Annotated in this window: 12 protein-coding genes and 2 pseudogenes; 4 read left to right on the forward strand and 10 right to left on the reverse strand. The window is 57.2% G+C overall.

The genetic code is table 11. The features are described from left to right. A partial coding sequence (locus FFS45_RS42910) for a hypothetical protein (RefSeq protein WP_349292334.1) occupies positions 1–1,480 on the forward strand: 1,480 nt, incomplete at its 5' end. A 420-nt stretch (positions 1,481–1,900) separates the two neighbouring features. Here FFS45_RS42910 and FFS45_RS42915 read toward each other — a convergent pair. Together FFS45_RS42915 and FFS45_RS31090 are read right to left on the reverse strand one after the other, a co-directional pair. Further along, positions 1,901–3,279: pseudogene (locus tag FFS45_RS42915) on the reverse strand (ESPR-type extended signal peptide-containing protein); the annotation flags it as partial. Positions 3,280–3,379: 100 nt separating this feature from the next. After that, complete coding sequence (locus tag FFS45_RS31090; RefSeq protein ID WP_137958476.1) at positions 3,380–4,663, reverse strand: EAL domain-containing protein; 1,284 nt, start codon at positions 4,661–4,663, stop codon at positions 3,380–3,382. Between the two features lie 810 nt (positions 4,664–5,473). On the opposite strand from FFS45_RS31090, the gene FFS45_RS31095 reads away from it, so the two are divergent. Next, entirely contained in the window at positions 5,474–7,033 is a 1,560-nt protein-coding gene (locus tag FFS45_RS31095) for a HAMP domain-containing sensor histidine kinase (protein WP_171029800.1), read from the forward strand. Between the two features lie 339 nt (positions 7,034–7,372). On the opposite strand, the gene FFS45_RS31100 is transcribed toward FFS45_RS31095, so the two are convergent. Continuing rightward, complete coding sequence (locus FFS45_RS31100; RefSeq protein ID WP_249363005.1) at positions 7,373–7,735, reverse strand: hypothetical protein; 363 nt, start codon at positions 7,733–7,735, stop codon at positions 7,373–7,375. A 299-nt stretch (positions 7,736–8,034) separates the two neighbouring features. Beyond that, positions 8,035–8,172, reverse strand: coding sequence for an HHHH-motif protein (locus tag FFS45_RS41920; RefSeq protein WP_171029801.1), 138 nt, complete (start codon positions 8,170–8,172; stop codon positions 8,035–8,037). A 431-nt stretch (positions 8,173–8,603) separates the two neighbouring features. Between FFS45_RS41920 and FFS45_RS31105 the strand changes: the two genes are divergently transcribed. Next, the gene (locus tag FFS45_RS31105) at positions 8,604–9,704 is read left to right on the forward strand and encodes a porin (protein WP_249363006.1); all 1,101 of its coding nucleotides are present in this window, start codon (positions 8,604–8,606) and stop codon (positions 9,702–9,704) included. Between the two features lie 4 nt (positions 9,705–9,708). Here the strand turns inward: FFS45_RS31105 and FFS45_RS31110 are convergent, their stop codons facing one another. The 6 genes and pseudogenes from FFS45_RS31110 to FFS45_RS42800 all read right to left on the reverse strand — a co-directional run bounded on the left by FFS45_RS31110 (position 9,709) and on the right by FFS45_RS42800 (position 19,121). Further along, positions 9,709–10,419, reverse strand: a complete 711-nt coding sequence (locus FFS45_RS31110; protein WP_137958478.1) for a response regulator transcription factor — start codon at positions 10,417–10,419, stop codon at positions 9,709–9,711. A gap of 202 nt (positions 10,420–10,621) precedes the next feature. Further along, positions 10,622–12,382, reverse strand: coding sequence for a hybrid sensor histidine kinase/response regulator (locus FFS45_RS31115; RefSeq protein WP_137958479.1), 1,761 nt, complete (start codon positions 12,380–12,382; stop codon positions 10,622–10,624). Positions 12,383–12,705: 323 nt separating this feature from the next. After that, positions 12,706–13,341: a response regulator transcription factor gene (locus tag FFS45_RS31120; protein ID WP_137958480.1), complete on the reverse strand. Its 636-nt coding sequence runs from the start codon at positions 13,339–13,341 to the stop codon at positions 12,706–12,708. A 156-nt stretch (positions 13,342–13,497) separates the two neighbouring features. Further along, the gene (locus FFS45_RS31125; RefSeq protein ID WP_137958481.1) at positions 13,498–14,991 is read right to left on the reverse strand and encodes a sensor domain-containing diguanylate cyclase; all 1,494 of its coding nucleotides are present in this window, start codon (positions 14,989–14,991) and stop codon (positions 13,498–13,500) included. A 123-nt stretch (positions 14,992–15,114) separates the two neighbouring features. Continuing rightward, positions 15,115–15,738 (reverse strand): annotated as a pseudogene (locus FFS45_RS31130) (methyl-accepting chemotaxis protein); the annotation flags it as partial. A 437-nt stretch (positions 15,739–16,175) separates the two neighbouring features. Continuing rightward, the gene (locus FFS45_RS42800; RefSeq protein WP_137958483.1) at positions 16,176–19,121 is read right to left on the reverse strand and encodes an HD domain-containing phosphohydrolase; all 2,946 of its coding nucleotides are present in this window, start codon (positions 19,119–19,121) and stop codon (positions 16,176–16,178) included. A gap of 435 nt (positions 19,122–19,556) precedes the next feature. Between FFS45_RS42800 and flhC the strand changes: the two genes are divergently transcribed. Next, the gene (flhC, locus tag FFS45_RS31140; protein WP_137958512.1) at positions 19,557–20,087 is read left to right on the forward strand and encodes a flagellar transcriptional regulator FlhC; all 531 of its coding nucleotides are present in this window, start codon (positions 19,557–19,559) and stop codon (positions 20,085–20,087) included. Positions 20,088–20,180 lie beyond the last annotated feature (93 nt).

Genomic DNA, 20,180 nt, shown 5'->3' on the forward strand with positions numbered 1-20,180 from the left:
CGAAGCCGATGTTGACAGGCTGGCGACACTGCTGTTGGTCGTGCTCAGGCCTGTCGACAACGAGCTGATGCCCGTCGAGGCCGAGGTCGACACCGATGCAATACCGGTCGAAGTCGAGCTCGAGAGCGAGGTCACGGTGCTGTTGGTCGTGCTCAGACCCGTCGAGAGCGAGCCAATACCGGTCGAGGCCGAGGTCGACAGCGAAGCCACGCTGCTGTTCGTTGTGCTCAAGCCGGTCGACAGCGAGCTAGCCGTCGTCGAAGCCGATGTTGACAGGCTGGCGACACTGCTGTTGGTCGTGCTCAGGCCTGTCGACAACGAGCTGATGCCCGTCGAGGCCGAGGTCGACACCGATGCAATACCGGTCGAAGCCGAGCTGGAAAGCGAGGTCACGGTGCTGTTGGTCGTGCTCAGCCCCGTCGAGAGTGAGCCGATACCAGTTGAGGCCGACGTCGACAACGAAGCTACGCTACTGTTTGTTGTGCTCAAGCCGGTCGACAGCGAGCTGGCCGTTGTCGACGTTGACGTTGAGAGGCTGACGACACTGCTGTTGGTCGTGCTCAGACCCGTCGACAGCGAGCCGATACCCGTTGAGGCCGACGTCGACAACGAAGCTACGCTACTGTTTGTTGTACTCAGGCCGCTCGACAGTGAGCTGGCTGTCGTCGAGGCTGACGTTGACAGGCTGGCAACACTGCTGTTGGTCGTGCTCAGGCCTGTCGACGCCGACGTCGACACCGATGCAATACCGGTCGAAGCCGAGCTGGAAAGCGAGGTCACGGTGCTGTTGGTCGTGCTCAGGCCCGTCGAGAGTGAGCCAATACCAGTCGAGGCCGACGTCGACAGCGAAGCCACGCTGCTATTGGTTGTACTCAGGCCGGTCGACAGCGAGCTAGCCGTTGTCGAGGCTGATGTTGACAGGCTCGCGACACTGCTGTTGGTGGTGCTCAGACCCGTCGACAGCGAGCTGATACGCGTCGAATCCAACGTCGACAGCGAAGCCACGCTGCTGTTGGTCGTGCTCAGTCCGGTTGACAGCGAACTGATGCCCGTCGAAGCCGACGTCGACAGCGAGGCGACATTGCTGTTGGTCGTGCTCAGCCCCGTCGACAGCGAGCTGATGCCCGTCGAAGCCGACGTCGACAGCGAAGCGACATTGCTGTTGGTCGTGCTCAGCCCCGTCGACAGCGAACTGATGCCCGTCGAAGCCGACGTCGACAGCGAAGCGACATTGCTATTGGTCGAGCTCAGCCCCGTCGACAGCGAGCCGATGCCCGTCGAAGCCGACGTCGACAGGCTGGTAATGCTCGACACCGTCGTGCTGGCCACGCTATACAGTTGGCTGCCGTTGACTGCATCCGTACTGGCGCTGCTGACGAGGCCGGCGGCCACGTTCTGGATACGGCGCTCGGAACCGGGGGCGCCCACGCTGACCACACCGGCGGCGGAGCTGGTGCCCGCGTACGTACCGAAAGTCTGACCACCAATCGTGGAACTGCTGACCGTTCCCGTTCCGCCGGTTGCGGCCGTCGCCGAACCTGCCGTCACCGCGCCGGAGCCCAGCGCCACCGAGCCCGCAACCGTGGCACTAGCAGTCGCACCAAGTGCCACTGCGTCGCTCACATTCCCGACCGTAGCGGTGTCCCCGATAGCGACCGAGGACACACCACCGGCGGTGGCACTGTGGCCCAATGCCGTGGCCGCCGTAGCAGACGCGGCGGAACCCGCCCCGAACGACGCAGCATTAGCCGCGCTGGCTGTACTCGACGCACCGACGGCGACAGAACCAGCACTGCCACTCGCCGTGGATCCATCTCCCAGCGCCACAGCGTCACCCCCCGTCGCAAGGGTGGTCGCATCGAAAGTTCCCGAGTTGCCAAGGGCTATCCCTCCGTTGCCGGTCGCCGTCGCAGAGTTACCGATTGCAACCGAACCATTGACACCGGTTGCATTCGACCCAACCCCGAGTGCTACAGCGCCGTTGGTCGCGATGCTGCTGCTACCCATCGCAATTGAGCCCGTGCCGGAGGCCGAATTGGCGCTGCCGATCGCCACCGCACCGGTGCCCGTCGCCGTATTGTTTGCGCCCACCGTCACAGCGCCGGTGCCGGTAGCAACGCTCGGGTCTCCGATAGCCACCGCACCATTGCCGCTTGCGGTGTTCTCATCGCCAATCGAAACAGCCGTACCACCGGTTGCCGATGCGGACGTGCCAATCGCCACGGAATTAACCGCGTTCGCATTCGCGCCAGTACCGATCGAAATGGCTTCCGTCGCGCTTGCGGCGTTATAGTCGCCCAGTGCGATTGCAAAGTTCGCGCTGGCAGTCGCGCCCGTACCGATCGCAGTGGCGCCTATCGCGCTTGCAGTCGAAAAACCACCCAATGCGGTTGAATTCCCCGTGCCCGTCGCGTTGGCGGCATATCCGATCGCTACGTTTTGCCCTCCGCTTGCAGTTGAGGTAGCGCCCATCGCAATGGCTTGATCGCCCGTGGCGTTCGCCAATGTGCCGAACGCCATCGAATCGGTGCCCGACGCTGTCGTTTGTGCGCCAAACGCAAAAGAGCCTTGGCCTGAAGCCGTTGCGTTGATGCCCATTGCAACCGAACTCACGCCTTGCGCTTGAGCACCCCAGCCGATGGCGGTAGCACCCAATCCGGTCGCGGAGCTTCCGCAGCCCACGGCAAAGGTGTTCATGCCCAGCGCGGCCGTACCCTGAGACGCCGTATCAACAATAGCCGAGGTAACGCTGACCTGACCAAACGTCTGCGCAGTGGTAAAGTCATTGATCCCCGTCGGCTGCCCTGCCCCAGCGTTCGCCGGAACGCTCCACGTAGTCGCCGTCGTTTGCTGGCCGAATCCATACAGCCCACCGCTGTAAGTCGAACCGGTACCGTAGACCGAGCTGGCCGTCAATGGATTGATCATGCCGCAGGTATCCGACGCTCCCACCAGCGCCACGCCATTCATGGATGCCGTCGTGTAGCCACCGCCCAGCCCCTGATTGTCGAAGCTGTTTGTTAGACTCGAGTTCGAACCCTCCACCGTAGTGTTATTGCCGATAATACCGGCCTGCGCCACGAGAGGATAAACTGCTCCTGCTAATGACAGAACCAGAAACACAGCAGATGATATTGCACTAAGCGTACCAGGATGTTCATCCCTGCTCTGAACAGCACGCCCCTTCTGTACGCCCGCGCAATAGCCCTTAGCCAACTCAGAAGCGACAATCCAAGCGTTTCTTACACGACTCCAGACAATTCGATAACTGCTATTCATCACTCGCTCACTTGCAAATTTGTATCGTTACGTATTTGTCAACCTGACAGCGCCTTCATCGACTACCGGCGCTCAGTCGCGCCTCAAACGCTAAGTTGTCCTAATGCCCAAGGCTATTGCTACGAATCGATCCCCGGACCAAACATCGATGACGTGTCCCCGACTGCGCCACACCCAAACCCTGCAGTCCGGCCGCCCCAACCTCTACCGCTAACCGCGTGTCCTCCCCGCTCTCCACCTGCTCAACCACCACCAGAGGCGCCAAAGCCCTACACAGTGACGCCAGATTCCGGAATATCAGGGCATCCTGCTCGGAAGCCCTCGCGCGATGCAAATAAGCTCCGTCGATTTTGATCACATCCGGCTTCACAGCCAGAGCGAACGCGACATTGCTATGGCCCGCACCAAAATCATCGAGCGCAATCTGACAACCCAATTTCTTTAAATGTTGAACGAAAGCCACAGCAACATCGAAATCAGGAAGCGGTGCGGTTTCCGTGACCTCAATCGTCAGACGGGCAGCCACATCCGGCCGGGCAGCAAGACGTTCAACAATGCCCATCCAAAAGGAGTCAAGCATCAAGCTGCTGGCGGAGACGTTGCAACCAAGTTTCGCGCTGGATTTCCTTTCCAGTTCGCCTAGCACGGCCAACACCACTGCACGATCCAGCATACGTACCAGTCCCAACCGCTCGAGTGAGGGAATGAAACTCGCCGGGCCGCCGCTTCCCGCGAGCCCCGAAACGCGGAGCAATCCCTCCGCGTAAAGCTCCACTCCAGCCTGGTCATGACGTACAACCGACTGGAACTCGAGGCAGATCTGCTCAGTGTTAAGCGCGTGCACCAGAGCCACGGCTTGCGCCATGCCACGTTTGTAGTCCAGGCTCCACTCGGCACCGAACTGAGGCAACGGCAATTGCGGCGACAATGCGTCCACATGATCCAGCGTCTTTGGGTAGTGGAAACCTCCACCAATGGGGCCAAGATGCCCCGAACCCACCGATTTCACCGTGACCACAGGAAGGGCGGCCCCTTCCTCGAATTCAAACGGGATGGCAGCTAACTCCAACTGCCAGCCCTCCATACGGAGGACGAATTCACATGAATTCTTCGTCGAAGGCATCGCCACATGAGGCGCAAACATAGCCAGGAAAATACCTGGCCTAAGATCCATCACCGACGCGCCCCATAGCTGAACTCGCTGCTGTAGCGCACGCGTAGCCTTGTGAGCGAACGCCTCGCCATACACCGAGCTCAGGTGCGCATGGTTGTGCAGTTCAACCAGCAGGTAATGTCCTTCCATAGCCAAGGCGTTTGAGGCCTTGAACGGATTGACTGCGGATAGCGAGCCGGCGGGTCGGAAAGAGGGAGGAATCAGATTCATGATGGACCTTCAACGCGACAACCGAGGCCACCGTTGAATTTGTCGTAAAAGTGTTTGAATTAGACACTCCGACGCACCCCCGAACTTTTGAATAGCGGATTAATGTTTTTGTTTTTCCCCGAATGACCAAATTTAACAATTTATTTTTGGTTTACGATTGCCAAAATCATCAGATGATTTATAAGCTTCGAAACATCAGTCGAATTCATTCGCGAAGCGTGGCCAGCCATGACAACGACAAGGAAGAGCGATGGCATGCAGGTTCCGAGAGAGTGTTCGAAGCGGATACACAACTCCCCAATGCCACCAAACATGCATACGACACTTCACCCACACAGCGATGGAGTCTGAGCCGTTTATCGCTTCGAACTCCACAACGGGCAATCCGAGTGGTAATTCCGTATCGCTTTAGATAGCGTCAACAGAGGGGCAAGATCGTACTATCCGGCAAGACAGTCTGATAGCACAAAACCGCACTATCGGTGCCGAATAAGATGATGAATGAAGTGTTTAATATTACTGACAAGCGAGTGCTCAAGCATTGCGACCTTTCAATATTTGTCAGACTGCCACCGAACAACCTTGTGGAGTAAGCTAACCAGGCGACCCAACAATCCGCACCGCCGATGCCAGGGACCACCGTTTGCCGCACAGGGAAATTCATTGATTAAATTAGGATTTCTTATATTTTTCGGTGCCTCTTGACAGAATCGTTTGCCGCAACCAATGACCTGGTTTACAAAATTCATATCCTGGACTGCCTCCCGGCGCGGGGATTCGGAAGCCGCGTTCCAGCGGCACCATCTACCGATGACTCGCTCATCGCTGCGTCTCGTTCTGATTGCCGGCTCTGCGCTCTTCCTTGCTTTCTCGTTCGCGGATATCGAAGCGCTGGGTTTCGCCCCTCTTACGCTGTTCCTCGTGCTAGTGCGCCTGTCGTTCGCCTTGATTGCAGCGTGCTGCTTTTACTGCCTGCTACATTGGCCGGCATCGATCCTGACCCCCAGGATCGTGGCGACCGTCATCACGGTAACCGGGATGACGATATTCATGGTCATCACGTGGTGTTTGCCTGGGCAATTCCTGCGGCACGCGATGTCGATGTGTGCATTGTTGATGCTTATGTACTTTTTCGTACCCAATCGATTTGGCATCTCAGCGGCGATTGCGCTCGCGTCGAGCGTAATCTTTGTTCTGGTCGCCATAAAGCAGCGGGAGATCGTCCGATCGGACGCACCTGCACTGATGATGCTGGTCTTGATCAACGGCTTTGGCCTGGTGGTGGCTGCACGCTTGCAACGGCATCTGCGGGAAATGTTCGAGATTCAGGTGGCGATGACACATCAGGCCCAGGCACTCAACAACGCATTGCACCACGCGGAGGAATTGAACCGGCAGAAGGTTGAGACCATCGGCTATATCGGACACGACCTTCGTGCCCCGCTATCAACGATCAGTATGTATTCGAAACGGCTTTTCAAACACGCTCGCGAAAATCAGCAACCCCTCATTCGCGCAATCGAGCGCAGCATTGAGTATCAGCTCAACCTGATTGACGAACTCATGGAGTATACAAAGGCGGAACTGCAGCCACTGGATGTTAAACCTGCTCCGACTGACATATCCGCCCTGCTGCTCGACGTCGCAGAATTTGCCACAGCACTTTGTTCGCGGCAGGACAACGAATTCCGCTTCCAGTTGCAAGCCGCATTGTCCTCGCTTGTGGAATGCGACGGGCGGCGCCTGCAACAGGTCCTGCTCAACCTGCTTTCCAATGCGGCGAAATTTACCCGCGAGGGTATCGTGACGCTTACCGTCCACGAACTACCTGTCGAGGAAGGACTATGTATTGCCTTTGAGGTCTCGGACACCGGGATTGGCATCGATCTCTCACAGCATACGGACATTTTTGATGCGTTTCGGCAGGTTCAGGAAACTGGCGGTGGAACCGGGCTGGGACTGTTCATCGCCCGGAGCATTGTGAATGCAATGGGCAGCGAACTTCGGGTTGCAAGCACGCCGGGACATGGGACGACATTTAATTTCGAACTGATAGTTCGGGCGCTCGAAAACAAAACAGATACCCAGTCTGAGGTCCCGAGTACGGCAGCAATCCTCTCCAGTCCAATCGGGACGGCTACTCGCAAACCGGTTCAAATGAATCGCCCCTCCGGAGCCCATCTTGAGGAACTGGCAAGGCTCGCAAAGCAAGGAAGCTTGACGGAGATCGAGCAATGGATCGGCAAGTTCTCCAATGACGCGAGCTATTCAACATTCGTCACCGAACTGCAGGAGCGTCTTTCTCAACTGGATTTTCTCGGTATCGTAGACCTCGCAACTGTGCCAGAACCACGGACGAATAGTCAGTAATCGCCTGTACACGCGGCGCGCTCCGGGTGCGACGGTGCGTGCGGTCCATGAGCGGGATGCGATGGTTTTCGCTTCGAGGAAAAGGTTGGGTGTAGCTGAGAAAAAAAGCGCGCCGACATAGGCGCGCTGAACTTCGAAGAAGCAGTGCCAGAGACCAATCTGGCATCTCGATGGCCCCGGGGGTGCGGCCATCAGCACAATACTAACAACGATCGGCTAAAGCAAATGTAAAGCATCGTCACAGATTGTTGAGCCTCGCATGACAACGCTCGCGTTCCTCGCGTCGATTCCTCAAGCTCGACCCATTATCGCTTCCGCGGATGCGATAATGTCCATCGGTCACGCTAGCACCTCATTCAACCGGCTGCCCGGCAACGGCGACATCTGCGTCGAGCCGACAAAGCGCGTGAGCTTGCCCCACGCCTCGGCGTAACAGTACTTCGGCAGGCTACCCATGATTTCATCGTTGCGCCGCAGAACCTGCTCAATCGCCGGTAACCACTGCGCGTCCACCTGCCAGTCGCATCCCTGTGCCGCCGTCCGGATGCTTTTGTCCAGGCCCGTCTCGACCTCCAGAAACAGCGCCAGGTCAACCTCAGAACAATTTCCATCTAGCAGGTAGAACGTCATGTAGAGTATCTGCAGCAGGGCCGTCATCGTGTCCTGTGTACCGTGTCCGTTCCTCATGACCACGAGCGACATGTGATTCTCGAGAGAGATCTGCTTCACAATGCTTGCCGGTAGCGGCAGGAGCATCTCCTTCGTGCGCGTTTTGCGCGCCTGGCCTTTTCTCGTCATATCCTATCAACGCGTTGTGGCGACTCCACCGCAACCGAAGACTCCACATTCGGACAGAAAAACCATCACCATATAAATTAGTATAGCCAATCGATATTTCATGAAACATACACCCCGGACGGCGTTTGCACGACAGCCTGATCTACCTCACCGACGAGCCTCAACCGCAGCCTGGTTCCGCTTTACCAGGATCACGCAGCGTGTTATTTCACCCAGTGGCAAACACGATGATGATGATGATCGAAATGGCACACACGATGCGAATGCGCTTCGGCTAGTACCGGTGCAAAAATACCAAGCGTGACAGCGATGACGGCCAGAATCTTTGCGATTTGATTCATAAGTTTCCTCTTCTTTATTGACAAGTAGCCGAGCGGCTTCCGCCTGTGGATCTACGCGCACGCGACGGCACGAACTTTAACTGCATCGGGTCAACGAGACTGTCAAGCTTTGTGAAACCGGTCGTTAGCCAGGAGGGGCAACCAAACGCTTTGCATCGAACTTCGCGACCACTACGGTCTTGCTCCTGAGCTCGTACCTTGTCCTGTCGAAAGCAAATTTCGGGGATCGGCCCGTCATAAGCTGATCTGATCCAGCATCTGTCTAGTGGACCTGCATGTAGGCTTGCCTGCCTCCAAAGCAACACCACATCTACGAAATTTCATGTTCAACTGACATCCAACTGAGTTGAAAACAGGTGGATAATTGCAACGTTCCGCAGGTTCTTGCTTTACGCCGCCAAAAGCCAACTTTCATTTGAAGAGCGGATCATTTGAAAAACAGACATCTCGCAGGGTTGTTTTTGATCGTCTCATCGACAAGTGCATTCTCGCAATCGAGCGTGACACTTTATGGATTGACTGACGCAAACATCCGCTACATGACCAACGCGAGCGCTGACGGCAAATCGATTCTGGAAATGGGGACGGGAGGACTATCGGAGAGTCGCATCGGTATCAACGGTCTCGAAGATCTTGGGCAAGGTCTCTTGGCAATCTTCCGAATTGAGAATCGCTTCTTCTCCAACTCTGGGCAGGCTGATCCGGCACTTCCATTCTGGAATACCGCATTCGTCGGATTGCGTTCCGCAACCCTGGGGCAACTGACGCTTGGCCGGCAGACGAATACACTGGTTGACACGGTGACGAGGGCCTACGCCTCGAATCCGTGGATTCCATATGCGAATTCGTTTCAGCCCGAACTGACATTGACGGCCGGTATCTGGACCAGCAACCTGGCAAAATACATCATGCGTTTAGATAACGTCTTCGCTGAAGCTTCCTATGCTTTCGGTGGAGATGCCGGCCACACTTCATATGGCTCGCAGATGGCGTTCGGTCTTGGCTGGTTGCCCGGTGGACCAATCAATCTTGCCGCCGCCTATTCCCTGACCCGCGATTCAACAAACGGTTCGCTCGCGAAGATCTGGACTGCGGGCGGATCCTACAAATGGGATGCGACTCAATTCCACACGGGCTATTACGAGAACAGGCTCGATGCCGGATTCAGCTCTTTCCTGAATGGCCCCTTTACGCAGCAGGAGCTGACTGCCCTCAAATATCTCGACTTCAGCTCGCGTCGAATGATGACGGCCGGTGTTACGCAAAGCCTCGGCACAGCATGGCATTTGTCATTTAATTATTGGCGTACCTGGCAATCAGGCAAGACATCCAGCCTCGACGGTTCAGCATCGCAGTTCCAGTTCGTTACCGACTATAACTTATCGAGGCGTACCGATGTTTACCTCGAAAGCGACTACGGTTTGTATCGACAGGACCTGATCGGCGCGCAGTTGCAAGGCGCAAATGCCCTCGGCTCAGCGCCGAAGTCGACTCAGCTCGGGGGTACGGTGGGGTTAAGGCACCAGTTCTAGCTGGCTACGCAGATTCTCTGCCCTCCTCTTTCTCGACTGAGTCGAGCCGGTAGCCATAGCCGTACACACAGGAGAGCCGAAACCCGTTCTCCGGGCGCAGCCCGAGTTTGGCACGGACACGCGTCACATGAGTGTCTATAGTCCGTGAGAGGACGTCATTGGCTTGGCCCCAGACTGTTTCGATAATGTGCGCGCGCGAAACCGGCTGACCGATGTAGCGGAACAACAGCAGCGCGAGTGCAAACTCCTTCTGCGTGACCGCCCTGATTTTGCCGCTCATGTGGACCTGTTGCGATGTCAGATTAAACTCAATCTGTCCAAACATGGCTCGGGTTGCGGCTGGGTCGAACGCATAAGCTCGCCGCAGCAGTGTTTCGACGTGCACGCTCAGTATTGCCATCGCCACCGGTTTGACGAGATAGTCGTCCGCACCCATGTTCAGAATCGACACAATGTCACTCTCACGGCTGCGCTTCGTCAGGAAGAGGACCGGCAAACAGTTCGACAGGTTTTGTCGCGTCCATCGCAATACATCTTCGCCTGACATGCCGGGGACAACCCATTCAAGGATCAGAAGATCAAATGTTTCGCGACGCAGTCGCCGAACCAGCTGGTCACCCGCGGCGAAGATATGGCAGATGTGGCCCGCTACCGATAACACTTCGGTCAATTGGCCGGCCTGAACGGTATCGTCTTCGAGAATAGCGATTCTCATGGCTACCTCAGCTCATCGACAGGGATTGCTGTGGTTGAGACGCCGCCGTTGCGCCGGCTAAAGTACCGTCAAACCCATCTTGCAACCAGAAGCGTTCAAGCGGCGACTGGATTAAGCATCTACCAATAGTGGTCGTCAGTACATTGGACATAGGTCTCGAGACGTCTTATGGCCTTTGAGAGGCTCGGTTACTCGTGGTCAGTCAGTCCGATGAAGGTTCGGCAGCAATCAGTTCGACAATGGCAGTTTTCAGCGCCATATTCGACACTGGCTTGTGCAAAATCAGCAAATCGTTCGACTGTGCTTCAATCAGTCGATTGGCGGCAGTGTCGCCGGAGATCAGCATTGCGGGAATCGTATCGTTATATTCGGTGCATAGTCGATGAATCGCGTCGACGCCAGTTTCCTCTCCCCGCAGGCGGAAGTCGCAAATCAGCAAATCTGGTCGCTGCCACTTTGCAGACAGCATGGTGATCGCCTCGTCGGCTGAGCCTGCCACGATGACGTCATAGCCCCAGCTCGACAACAAGATCGACATCCCCGTCCGAATTGCCTGTTCGTCGTCGATTACTACGATGAACGCATTGCCGTGAGCGACATCGATTTGATCGACTTCGACGGAAATGGGCGAAAAAGTAGAGAACTCGGCGCGTTCGAGCAACACCTCGAAACATGATCCGCGTGTTGGCACTGAACGTAGCGTGATGGTGCTTTCCAGCAGGTGCGCGAGTCTGCGGACAATCGCAAGCCCGAGTCCGAGCCCTTTCTCCCGGTTTCGTTCTGGATTACCAACTTGATAGTATTCCTGAAATATGAGTTCCTGGTGAGCGGGAGCAATTCCTGCTCCTGTATCCCAGACCTGCATTGCTATGCCTGCCCCTCTTTGGCGACAGCCCACTATGATCTTTCCTGTATCGGTGTAGCGTACGGCGTTTGAGATCAGGTTGCGTGCGATCCGCTCGACAAGCACTGGGTCCGAATTCACTACGGCGCGACTTGGTACGTATTTAAGTACCAGGCCTTTAGCCGAGGCATCCCTCGAGAAATCCGCGCATACCCGGGACAGGATGATGTTGATCTCAAAGGCGTGTCGATGAACCTCGACTATTCCTGCATCGAGTTTCGAGATGTCCAGTAATGCGGCGAAAAGTTTGTCAAGTGCGTCGGTCAGAGCCTCGATGTGACTCACAATCTCTCGACCTTCCTGCGCCATGGGTACTCCACGAAGCGCACCGACAAAGAGGTTGAGCGCATGGGTGGGTTGACGTAGATCATGGCTGGCTGCGGCCAGAAAACGGGATTTATCGAGGCTTGCCCGCTCGGCTGCCTCCTGTGCGTTCTCCGCCAGCTCTTTCTGATACATCAGAGCAACCGTCATTTCCTCGAATTTTATCCTGAGCCGGATGCCTTGCCTGATTGCCCGGTTCGCCAGAATTCCCAATACAATTAGCACTACGGTGTAAATAAACAGGAACGACCCGGAAACAAGATGGAATTTATCGCCCGAAGTCAGGTTGACTAAGGCATAAATCATCGTGGCCGGCACGACGAATGAAATCAACGCGGGGAGGTATGGACTAAACGCCGGTATGCTCCCGGCGGCGACGCCACCGGCACTGAGGAGCGTGAGTGTTTCGAATTCTCCTTGCCCCCCCGTTGCGAGCCCGATGCATCCCCATCCGGTGCCTTCAGCCAGACAGATGATGGTGAACCACGCTGCCCAGTTGCGCGATACGGCTTTGAGCGATTCTCTGCGCTTAAATAGATGGGCTAGAGTAACGTGGCAGGCTCCACAAGCAATCATGTAGACAAGCCAACAAATGCTATTTACCAGATCCAGGTAGCCCAGTTGACGAACAGCGAATACAAATACAATCGCGAAAAATGCTGCAGAAACAACCGCTGGAGTAACAAAATCGAACAAAAGTTTGATCTGCTCGTCGTGCAAGCGTTTTGAAGTCATTGGATAGAGTTAGCAAGCCGGAACGCTCAAGGCGAAATCGGCGTGGACGGTGGTCGGGATCTCCAATCGCCCGGCAACGCGCTGCTGCATGAAGCGCAACACGATCGCTCGTGCGCTCGGACGCATGGTGATTCTTCCCGTTCGCTCTTTGAACAGAGGCTAACCAGCTATTCGAAAAATTTCTGTCAACAATTGCAAAGGCGATAGCATTTCATGGCGATTGCACGAAAGGTTAAATCGCGGGAATTTCTGTGCGTCAACGGTTTGCGGGATGCCTTGCGAACTTTCGAGACCTGTCGTTCGTGCGCATTGCTTTCGCCGAGCTAGATCAGCCCCGCCTTACGTCCGGCGACGGTCGCCTGTGTGCGGTTGACCACCTTCAACACCTTAAAGATGGCGGTGATATGAGCCTTGACCGTCTTCTCGGACAAACCTAGTTCGCTTGCAATCGTCTTGTTCGGACGACCATCGCTAACAAGCCGCAACACTTCGATCTGACGCGGTGTCAGCGACATGCCGCCTCCGCCATACTGGCTAAGGGTTTCGGACCGTGCGTCCGGACCTTCGTCGAGCATGAGCGTCGGGACATAGCGATCGCCGTTGAGCACGAGTTTGATGGCGGAAAGCAAGGCGTACCGACTCGACGATTTAGTCACATAGCCTAGTGCGCCGTGCGCGAATGCCTCGCGTGCATCGTGGGGATCTTCCGACGATGACAGGATGACGACCGGCAAGGCCGGGCGGATCTTCACAAACGCCGCGAGCGCCTGGAAGCCGCTCATGTCCGGCAGTCGCAGATCGAGCACGACGGCGTCGAGGTCGTCGTGCTCATTGATAAGTCCAATTGCTTCAGCTCCGCTCCCGGCCTGCAGCACAATGGTGTCCGCACCGTCCTGCAGCAACAGGGCGGCAATCCCCTCTCTCAGAACCGGATGATCGTCGATAACTAGTATTTTCATAGGGATCACTATGACGCGAAAACCAGGCTAACGGCAAGTGGCCAGGAGGCTGAGATGAAATCGCATGTCCAGGACTCCAGTCTACCCGCGACACCGCCACGGTAGCGCAAAAGTCGCTGGAGCGCGCGGCCTTCCTGAGCGCTTTTCAACGCGTGATCAGCCCGCGCGACGTCGAAGACACGCGGTAGCCTCTTCTCCATACACGGCAACGCGATCTCTACCGGCGTGTTTGGCCTGATAAAGCGCCTGGTCTGCCGTTTGCAGCACGGTATCCACTTCGGTGTCCTGGTTCGCAATTCTCGTTGCTGCTCCAATACTCACCGTGACGTGTCCATATACGCTTGCGGCATGCGCGATATTCATCGCGCTGACACATGCGCGGATTTTTTCGGCTACCGTTAGTGCGCCTGCTTCATCCGTATCCGGCAACACGATCACAAACTCCTCGCCGCCATAGCGCGCCGCACTGTCGCCCGGACGCGAAACATTGCTGCTGATACAACACGCGACAGCCGCGAGCGTATCGTCTCCCGCCTGATGACCGTATGTGTCGTTGTAAGCCTTGAAGCTATCGATATCGATAAAGAGCAGCGAAAACGGATTTCTCGTGCGGCGAGCCCGGCGCCACTCGTGCTCGAGCGCCTCGAAAAGCGTGCGACGGTTGTTGAGTCCCGTCAGTTCGTCCGTCCGCGCGAGCATCCGCAATTCGGCCTCGGCCCGCATGCAGTCGCGTTGCTGCATGCCGAGCCAGACCGACACGCAGACAAAGACGGCACAGAAAATCGCCATCGCCGAGCCCATGCGAATGGCCCGATCCCACCATTGCGTGTAGATGTCCTGTTCCGCCTTCGCAACCATCACGATCAAGGGCAGCTTCTGAAAATTTTTGAAGGCGTATTGCCGGCGCACGCCATCGATCGATGCAGTCGCAGTGAAGATGCCTTCGGAGGTGGTGCGAAAATGACGCACCGTGGCCGCAAGGCTGATGTCGAGACCGACCATCGCTGCACTGTACGGCTGACGCATGATCACAATCCCTTTTTGGCTCACCAGAGATATGGACCCGTGAGAGCCCAGCGACAAACCATCTAGCAATGCCCGGAAATAGTTCAGGTCAAGCTCGATCAGAACCACACCGGCAAACGAGCCATCGGGGTTAGAGACGCGCCGGCTCAGCGCAATACTGAGCGGACGATCGCGAAACGTCGAATGATACGGGTTGCTGATATAGAGTCCGACGCTCGGGCTGTCCCGATGCACAGTAAAAAATGGAAAATCGGCGAAGTTGCCGGCATGCGGCGTGTCGCTCGCAGCATCGAGCACGACCTGACCGGACCCATCGATCACGACCATCGCCGACAGATATCGTGCAGTCAGCGCCCGATCGAACAAGGCCTGCCTTTTCAGATGCGCCGACAAATTGCGTACTTCCGGATCACGCAGACCCTCGACGACCGCCTGCATCGAAAGATCATAGAGTTCGAGGTTACGTTCGACGTCGCGCTCGATCAATACCGCGAGATTGCCTGACGTTTCGGCCGCGTGGTTAGAGGCGTCGACCCGGGCCTGAAAGAAAATCGCTGCGCAAATGCCGGACATGCAAAGCGCAACCGCCAGCGCCCAGCAGAAGAGAATACGAGGTCCGCTCATGCTCAGCCGCGGCTGGATCAATGTCCGGCGTTCAGGAGACGCGAGTCCGTCCACTAATTCCACGGTACCGTTACCTCGAATGAATTGCCGCCTGTATGCAGGCCGACCCTACAACTTCGGGGATTAGAGTCTGAAAGCGCTCATCTCGATGTGAAGCCTGCTTGCCTGGTCATCCAGTGATTGCGCAGCGGCGGCAGCCTGCTCGACGAGCGCCGCGTTCTGCTGTGTGACTTCGTCCATTTGCATGACCGCCTTCCCCACCTGGTCGATACCACGACGCTGCTCGTCCGAGGCGGCCGCAATCTCGTCGACAATCTCTGTCACCCGCTTGATGCTCGACACCACCTCCTCCATGGTCACGCCCGCCTGATCGACCAGCCTTGCGCCCGCGCCGATCTTGCTCACGGAATCCTCGATAAGCATTTTGATTTCACCCGCTGCTTTCGCCGAGCGTTGCGCGAGCGTGCGCACCTCCGTGGCCACCACAGCGAATCCCCGGCCCTGTGTGCCGGCGCGCGCGGCCTCGACCGCGGCGTTGAGCGCCAGAATGTTGGTCTGGAACGCGATCTCGTCAACAATACCTATGATGTGGCCGATTCTCTCGGAACTCGCATTGATCTCACCCATGGTCGCGACCACTTCGCTCACGACACCACCGCCCTTCACCGCGATTTTGGCCGACGTCTGAGCCAGTCCACTTGCTTGCAGCGCATTGTCGGCGTTCTGCCTCGATGCCGTGCTGACCATCGCGACGGACAGCAGACCCAACATCGCGATGACGACAGTGCTGCCCGTGCCATCAGCGCGCACGTCTGCAAACCGGGCGGACTGTTCGGGCGTAACGTCTGCCCGCGCCACGGCCCACATACGATTGACAGCGTCGAATCCCAGCGCCGTCACACCGACACTGATGCCAAGTGTCATCACCGAAATCAGTATCAGCATGCGAAGCTTTAACTTGATTGACATGATGTCCTACCGCGATATGGTGTTCATCCGCGTCTCGCACACGCTGCTCGAGACCTGTGTACAAAGAGACCGTCGGAGTGACTCCGACGGTCCGCAAGACCACTCACCAGGGAGGGGCTAGTGAGGGCCGGATTCAGTACGAATCCAATTGTGTTAGCGGCACAAATTGAAACAACTACATGGCACGTCACAAAGCTTAACAATCGGCCCAGCCGTCAGAAGCAGGCGGGTTCGCCGCGGGTTGAATAGCGCAATACGTCGTCTATATCGATCGACGCGGATTTCATGTAACGGCGGGCGTACTCCATACACACGCCCGAACGCAGAAAAAGCTCGTAGAGTTCGGCATCCAGGTGCCGCTCCGCCGCCATGCGGCGCATGATGTCGAGCGCTTCCGACAGTGTCTTGCCCGGCTTGTACGGACGGTCTTCCGCCGTCAGCGCCTCGAATACATCGGCCACAGCCATCATTCGCGCCTGCAGACTCATCTGTGCGCCCGTCAGTCCCTTGGGATAGCCTTTGCCGCTGATCTGCTCGTGATGCCCCCCTGCTATTTCCGGAACGCCTTGCAACTGGCGCGGAAACGGTAGCTCACCCAGCATCTTGATCGTCTGCACCATGTGCTCGTTGATCTTGTATCGCTCTTCGCTGGTCAGCGTGCCCCGCGAAACCGAGAGGTTGTACAATTCGCCGCGGTTGTACAGGTGCTCCGGCTGTGCAATGTTGAAACCCCATCGATTACCCGCGACCAGACGCTCGCCTGGCGCACGCGGCACAATATGCTCGGGCCGGTCTGCCAGCAGCAGTTCCTGGGCCGGCAACGCAAGTGGAGCACCGGCAAGCCGATGCCTTTCTTCCGCTGAGAGCCCGAGACGGTTGTCCATGGTGCGCCACCAGCGAGTTTGTCCGATTTCCCGCAAGCGGGCCTGATGCTCTGGGCTCATGGATTCAGTGCCGTGATTGCAGCTTGCGATGAACGCAAAATCCTCGTCCAGTCGCTTCTGGGTATCAGCTGCTTCGGCATGGGCCCGGGCAGTACCGTGCTCCCCCAGTCTCGCCTCCAGGCGCTCGATCAGCGCGTCCCGCTTGAGCACCTCGAAGCGCGTGCGAATCTCGTGAATGCGGTTGTAGATGGTCTCCAGCTTGGTTGCCTTGTCGACAACGTAGTCCGGCGTAGTGATCTTGCCGCAATCGTGCAACCACGCGGCAATGTGCAGCGTTTCCCACTGATCCGCATCCATCACGAACCCGGCGAATGAGCCCTCCGTTGTGTCACAGGCCGCGCGGGCGAGCATCTTGACCAGATCCGGCACACGCTGACAATGTCCGCCCGTGTATGGACTCTTTGCGTCGATGGCGCCCGCCATGAGCTGAATGAAGCTCGCCAGAAGACTTTTGGACGTGCGCAGCAGCAGATGATTGTCGATGGCCAGCGCGGCCGTACCCGACAGTGCACGAATCAGATCGACTCGTGTAGACGCGAGCGGCGCAGGCACGGCATCGCTCGCCGTCGTGAAACTGAGTGTCAGCGTTCCGATGACCTCCATCTGGCGGTTCTTCAACGGCATCGACAATAGCCGTGAGCGCGCCGCGCCCTGATTGCCAAGGCTTGCGCCGAAGATCGCGTGGTTAGTCGCATCGTCTCGATTCAATTCGATTTCTACGACAAAGTCTGAACGCAAAGCACGCACCGGAGCCGCGACTGGGTACGGTTCGTTGACGTCCCATGTGGGACCTTCCGCAACCGCGACCCGGCCATGCAGGCGCAATGCCGCGGGCTCAAGATGGTTGCCGTCGCGCGACAACAGATGAACGGCGCCGCCGCTAGCAGCCGAAATATGCATGGTCTCGCGAAGAATCCTATCCATTAGCGCATCAAAATTGTGCTCGGCGTTCAGGGCGCCACTGATCTCGAGGAAACGATGCAATGTGTGCTTCATCGTCGTCATCGACACGGCGAGTCGATCGACTTCCCGAATCAGGCTGCGTTGCGGGTTCTCTCCATCGAAATCGAAATGCGTGATCGCCTCTGCCTGCCGTGCGAGGTTGCGCAACGGCTGAGCAATGCAATTGGCCAGCCAGTGCACCAGCGGCAACAGCAGCAGCATGAGACCGAGCGAGATATAGAAGCCGTGGCGACGGCTTTGAATCTCGAGTGCCTGCAACTCGTCGCGTGGCGCGGCCACCAGCAGGGTCAGCGGTGCACCGCCTTCGTGTGCCTCACTGTCCAATGTCAGCGAGTGCGCTACCCACTCGCGGCCCGCGATCTGCTGTATCGGTTCAAGCAGTCCCTGTCTGTCACGCCGATGCCAAAGTGCCTTCATCACCGGCGATGCCACTGCGTCGACGGTCGGCACGACACGAAATCGGCTTGAAGCCGCGACATATTTTCCCTCCGATTGCGCTAGCAGTTCGCCACTGCTCGTCGCGATCAGCAGTTCCGCCGAGGCACTGATATTGGTTCGCGCCAACAACTCGCTGAGCGTCTCCAGACTCACGTCCGCCCCCACGACGACATTCGAGCTCGCCTGCGCCAATGTGACCCCGGGTTCCCCGGTGGTAAAGAACAGATACGGCTGCGATTGCACGCGGGCGCCGTCGCCGGCCTGCCTGGCGAGTTCGAACCAGATGCGCGAGCGCGGATCGAAGTCGTAATCAGGCATGTCGCGTCGCTCGATTTCCCGCATCTCGTCGTCGAAATAGCGGAAACCGCCCACCACTGAGCCGCCGTCCCGATCGACACTCTGTAAGGCGAAGGCCGCCGCGAGCGGTGCGCCTGTGCGTTGGCGAGCGAGCGCACTGCGCAGTCGGCGCAGCAACATAAACGAGCCGGACGTAGTGCCGAAGTAGATCGCGGACACTGACGCGTTGCTGCGCAACGTTTCCGCCAGTTCGGCAAGCATGCGAAGACGCTCGGACTCCGTCGATGCATGGCTCGGCACGCTGGACGCAAGCAAGGCCACTTCGGTACGCGCAGGGCGGAGTTCAGACTCCAGCGCTGCTGCAGCTTCACGGCCGACGTACTGCGCCTGTGTAGCAGCCTGCTGGAGCAGCATGGCGTTGCTGCGTGATTGCTCGTGCCACATCAGCACACAGTAGACCAGCGCAACGAGTCCGATCATCGACGCACTGAGTGTGACGTAAAGGCTCTTTGGTTTCATGCCGGTACTCGCCTATATGAATTCCCACAATTCACGAGGAAATCGCGTTTTAGCTTAGTCCCTTATAACGTCATAAAACGTCAAATCTTGTTACATCGAGGATCTAAGTCGCGACCAGGCACGGCAAATTCCCGGAAACACGGCACTCTCAAACATCAAAGGATCATCGAGCTCGACTTCCCCTACTGGGTCCTAAGACCTTCATAGCCGTTTGTCTCATTTACTTTCCAATGTCGTGAAGTACGCTCACTAGCAACCAATCTATATTTTTAACTGCACAAATACGAAACCCCGGTTGCAATTCCGAGGCGCCCCCACGGGAGCGAACAGATTGGTCAGCGTATCGAACTTCACAACTTAACCCGCCTCGCGTAACGATGGATTCTGGCTGCGTTCAACCCACCCGCGAGGTCGCTTGAGAGGGAGTTGGCCATGATGGAGAAGCGAAGCTTGATAAAGGACGCGCAAGAAATATTCAGCGCCATCGCTCTGATCGAACTCGGTGCTCGCCTGCAAGTGCTGGAGTCTGAGCTGTCCTTGCCACGTGTGCGTCTGGTTCGGCTTTATCACGAGGTGAAAGGCATGTCGCCGCCGAAGGGCATGCTGCCGTACTCGCCCGACCGTTATATGACATGGCGAGCGAACATCCACGCCTCGCTGTTTTACAACACTTATCTCCACCTGAAAACAGAGATGGGTTGCTCGCATCTCGACGCGCTCACTAAAGGATATAGGCTCTATCTCGACTACTGCGGGCTGGACGGCGTGAGTCCGGCGCTGGACATGACGCGAGCATGGACGCTGGTTCGGTTCTTCGATGCGGGCATTCTGCAACTGACGCAATGCTGCCGCTGTAAAGGCAAATTCGTCGCGCACAAGTACGACCCCCAGCTCGGTGTTTTGTGCTGCGCCTGTTTGCCGCCGCCGGCGCGTGTTGGCAAAACGAAAGCGTGCATCGCTGGGTAATCAGGCTCGTACCGTTGCTTACGGGAAGCGATCCGATCTAATTGAATTTCGCTAGCCGCTTCATCGATGTCGCGACGCCGTTCGTCGGAGGAA

The organism is Burkholderia sp. 4M9327F10 (assembly GCF_005503145.1).
Taxonomy (GTDB): domain Bacteria; phylum Pseudomonadota; class Gammaproteobacteria; order Burkholderiales; family Burkholderiaceae; genus Paraburkholderia.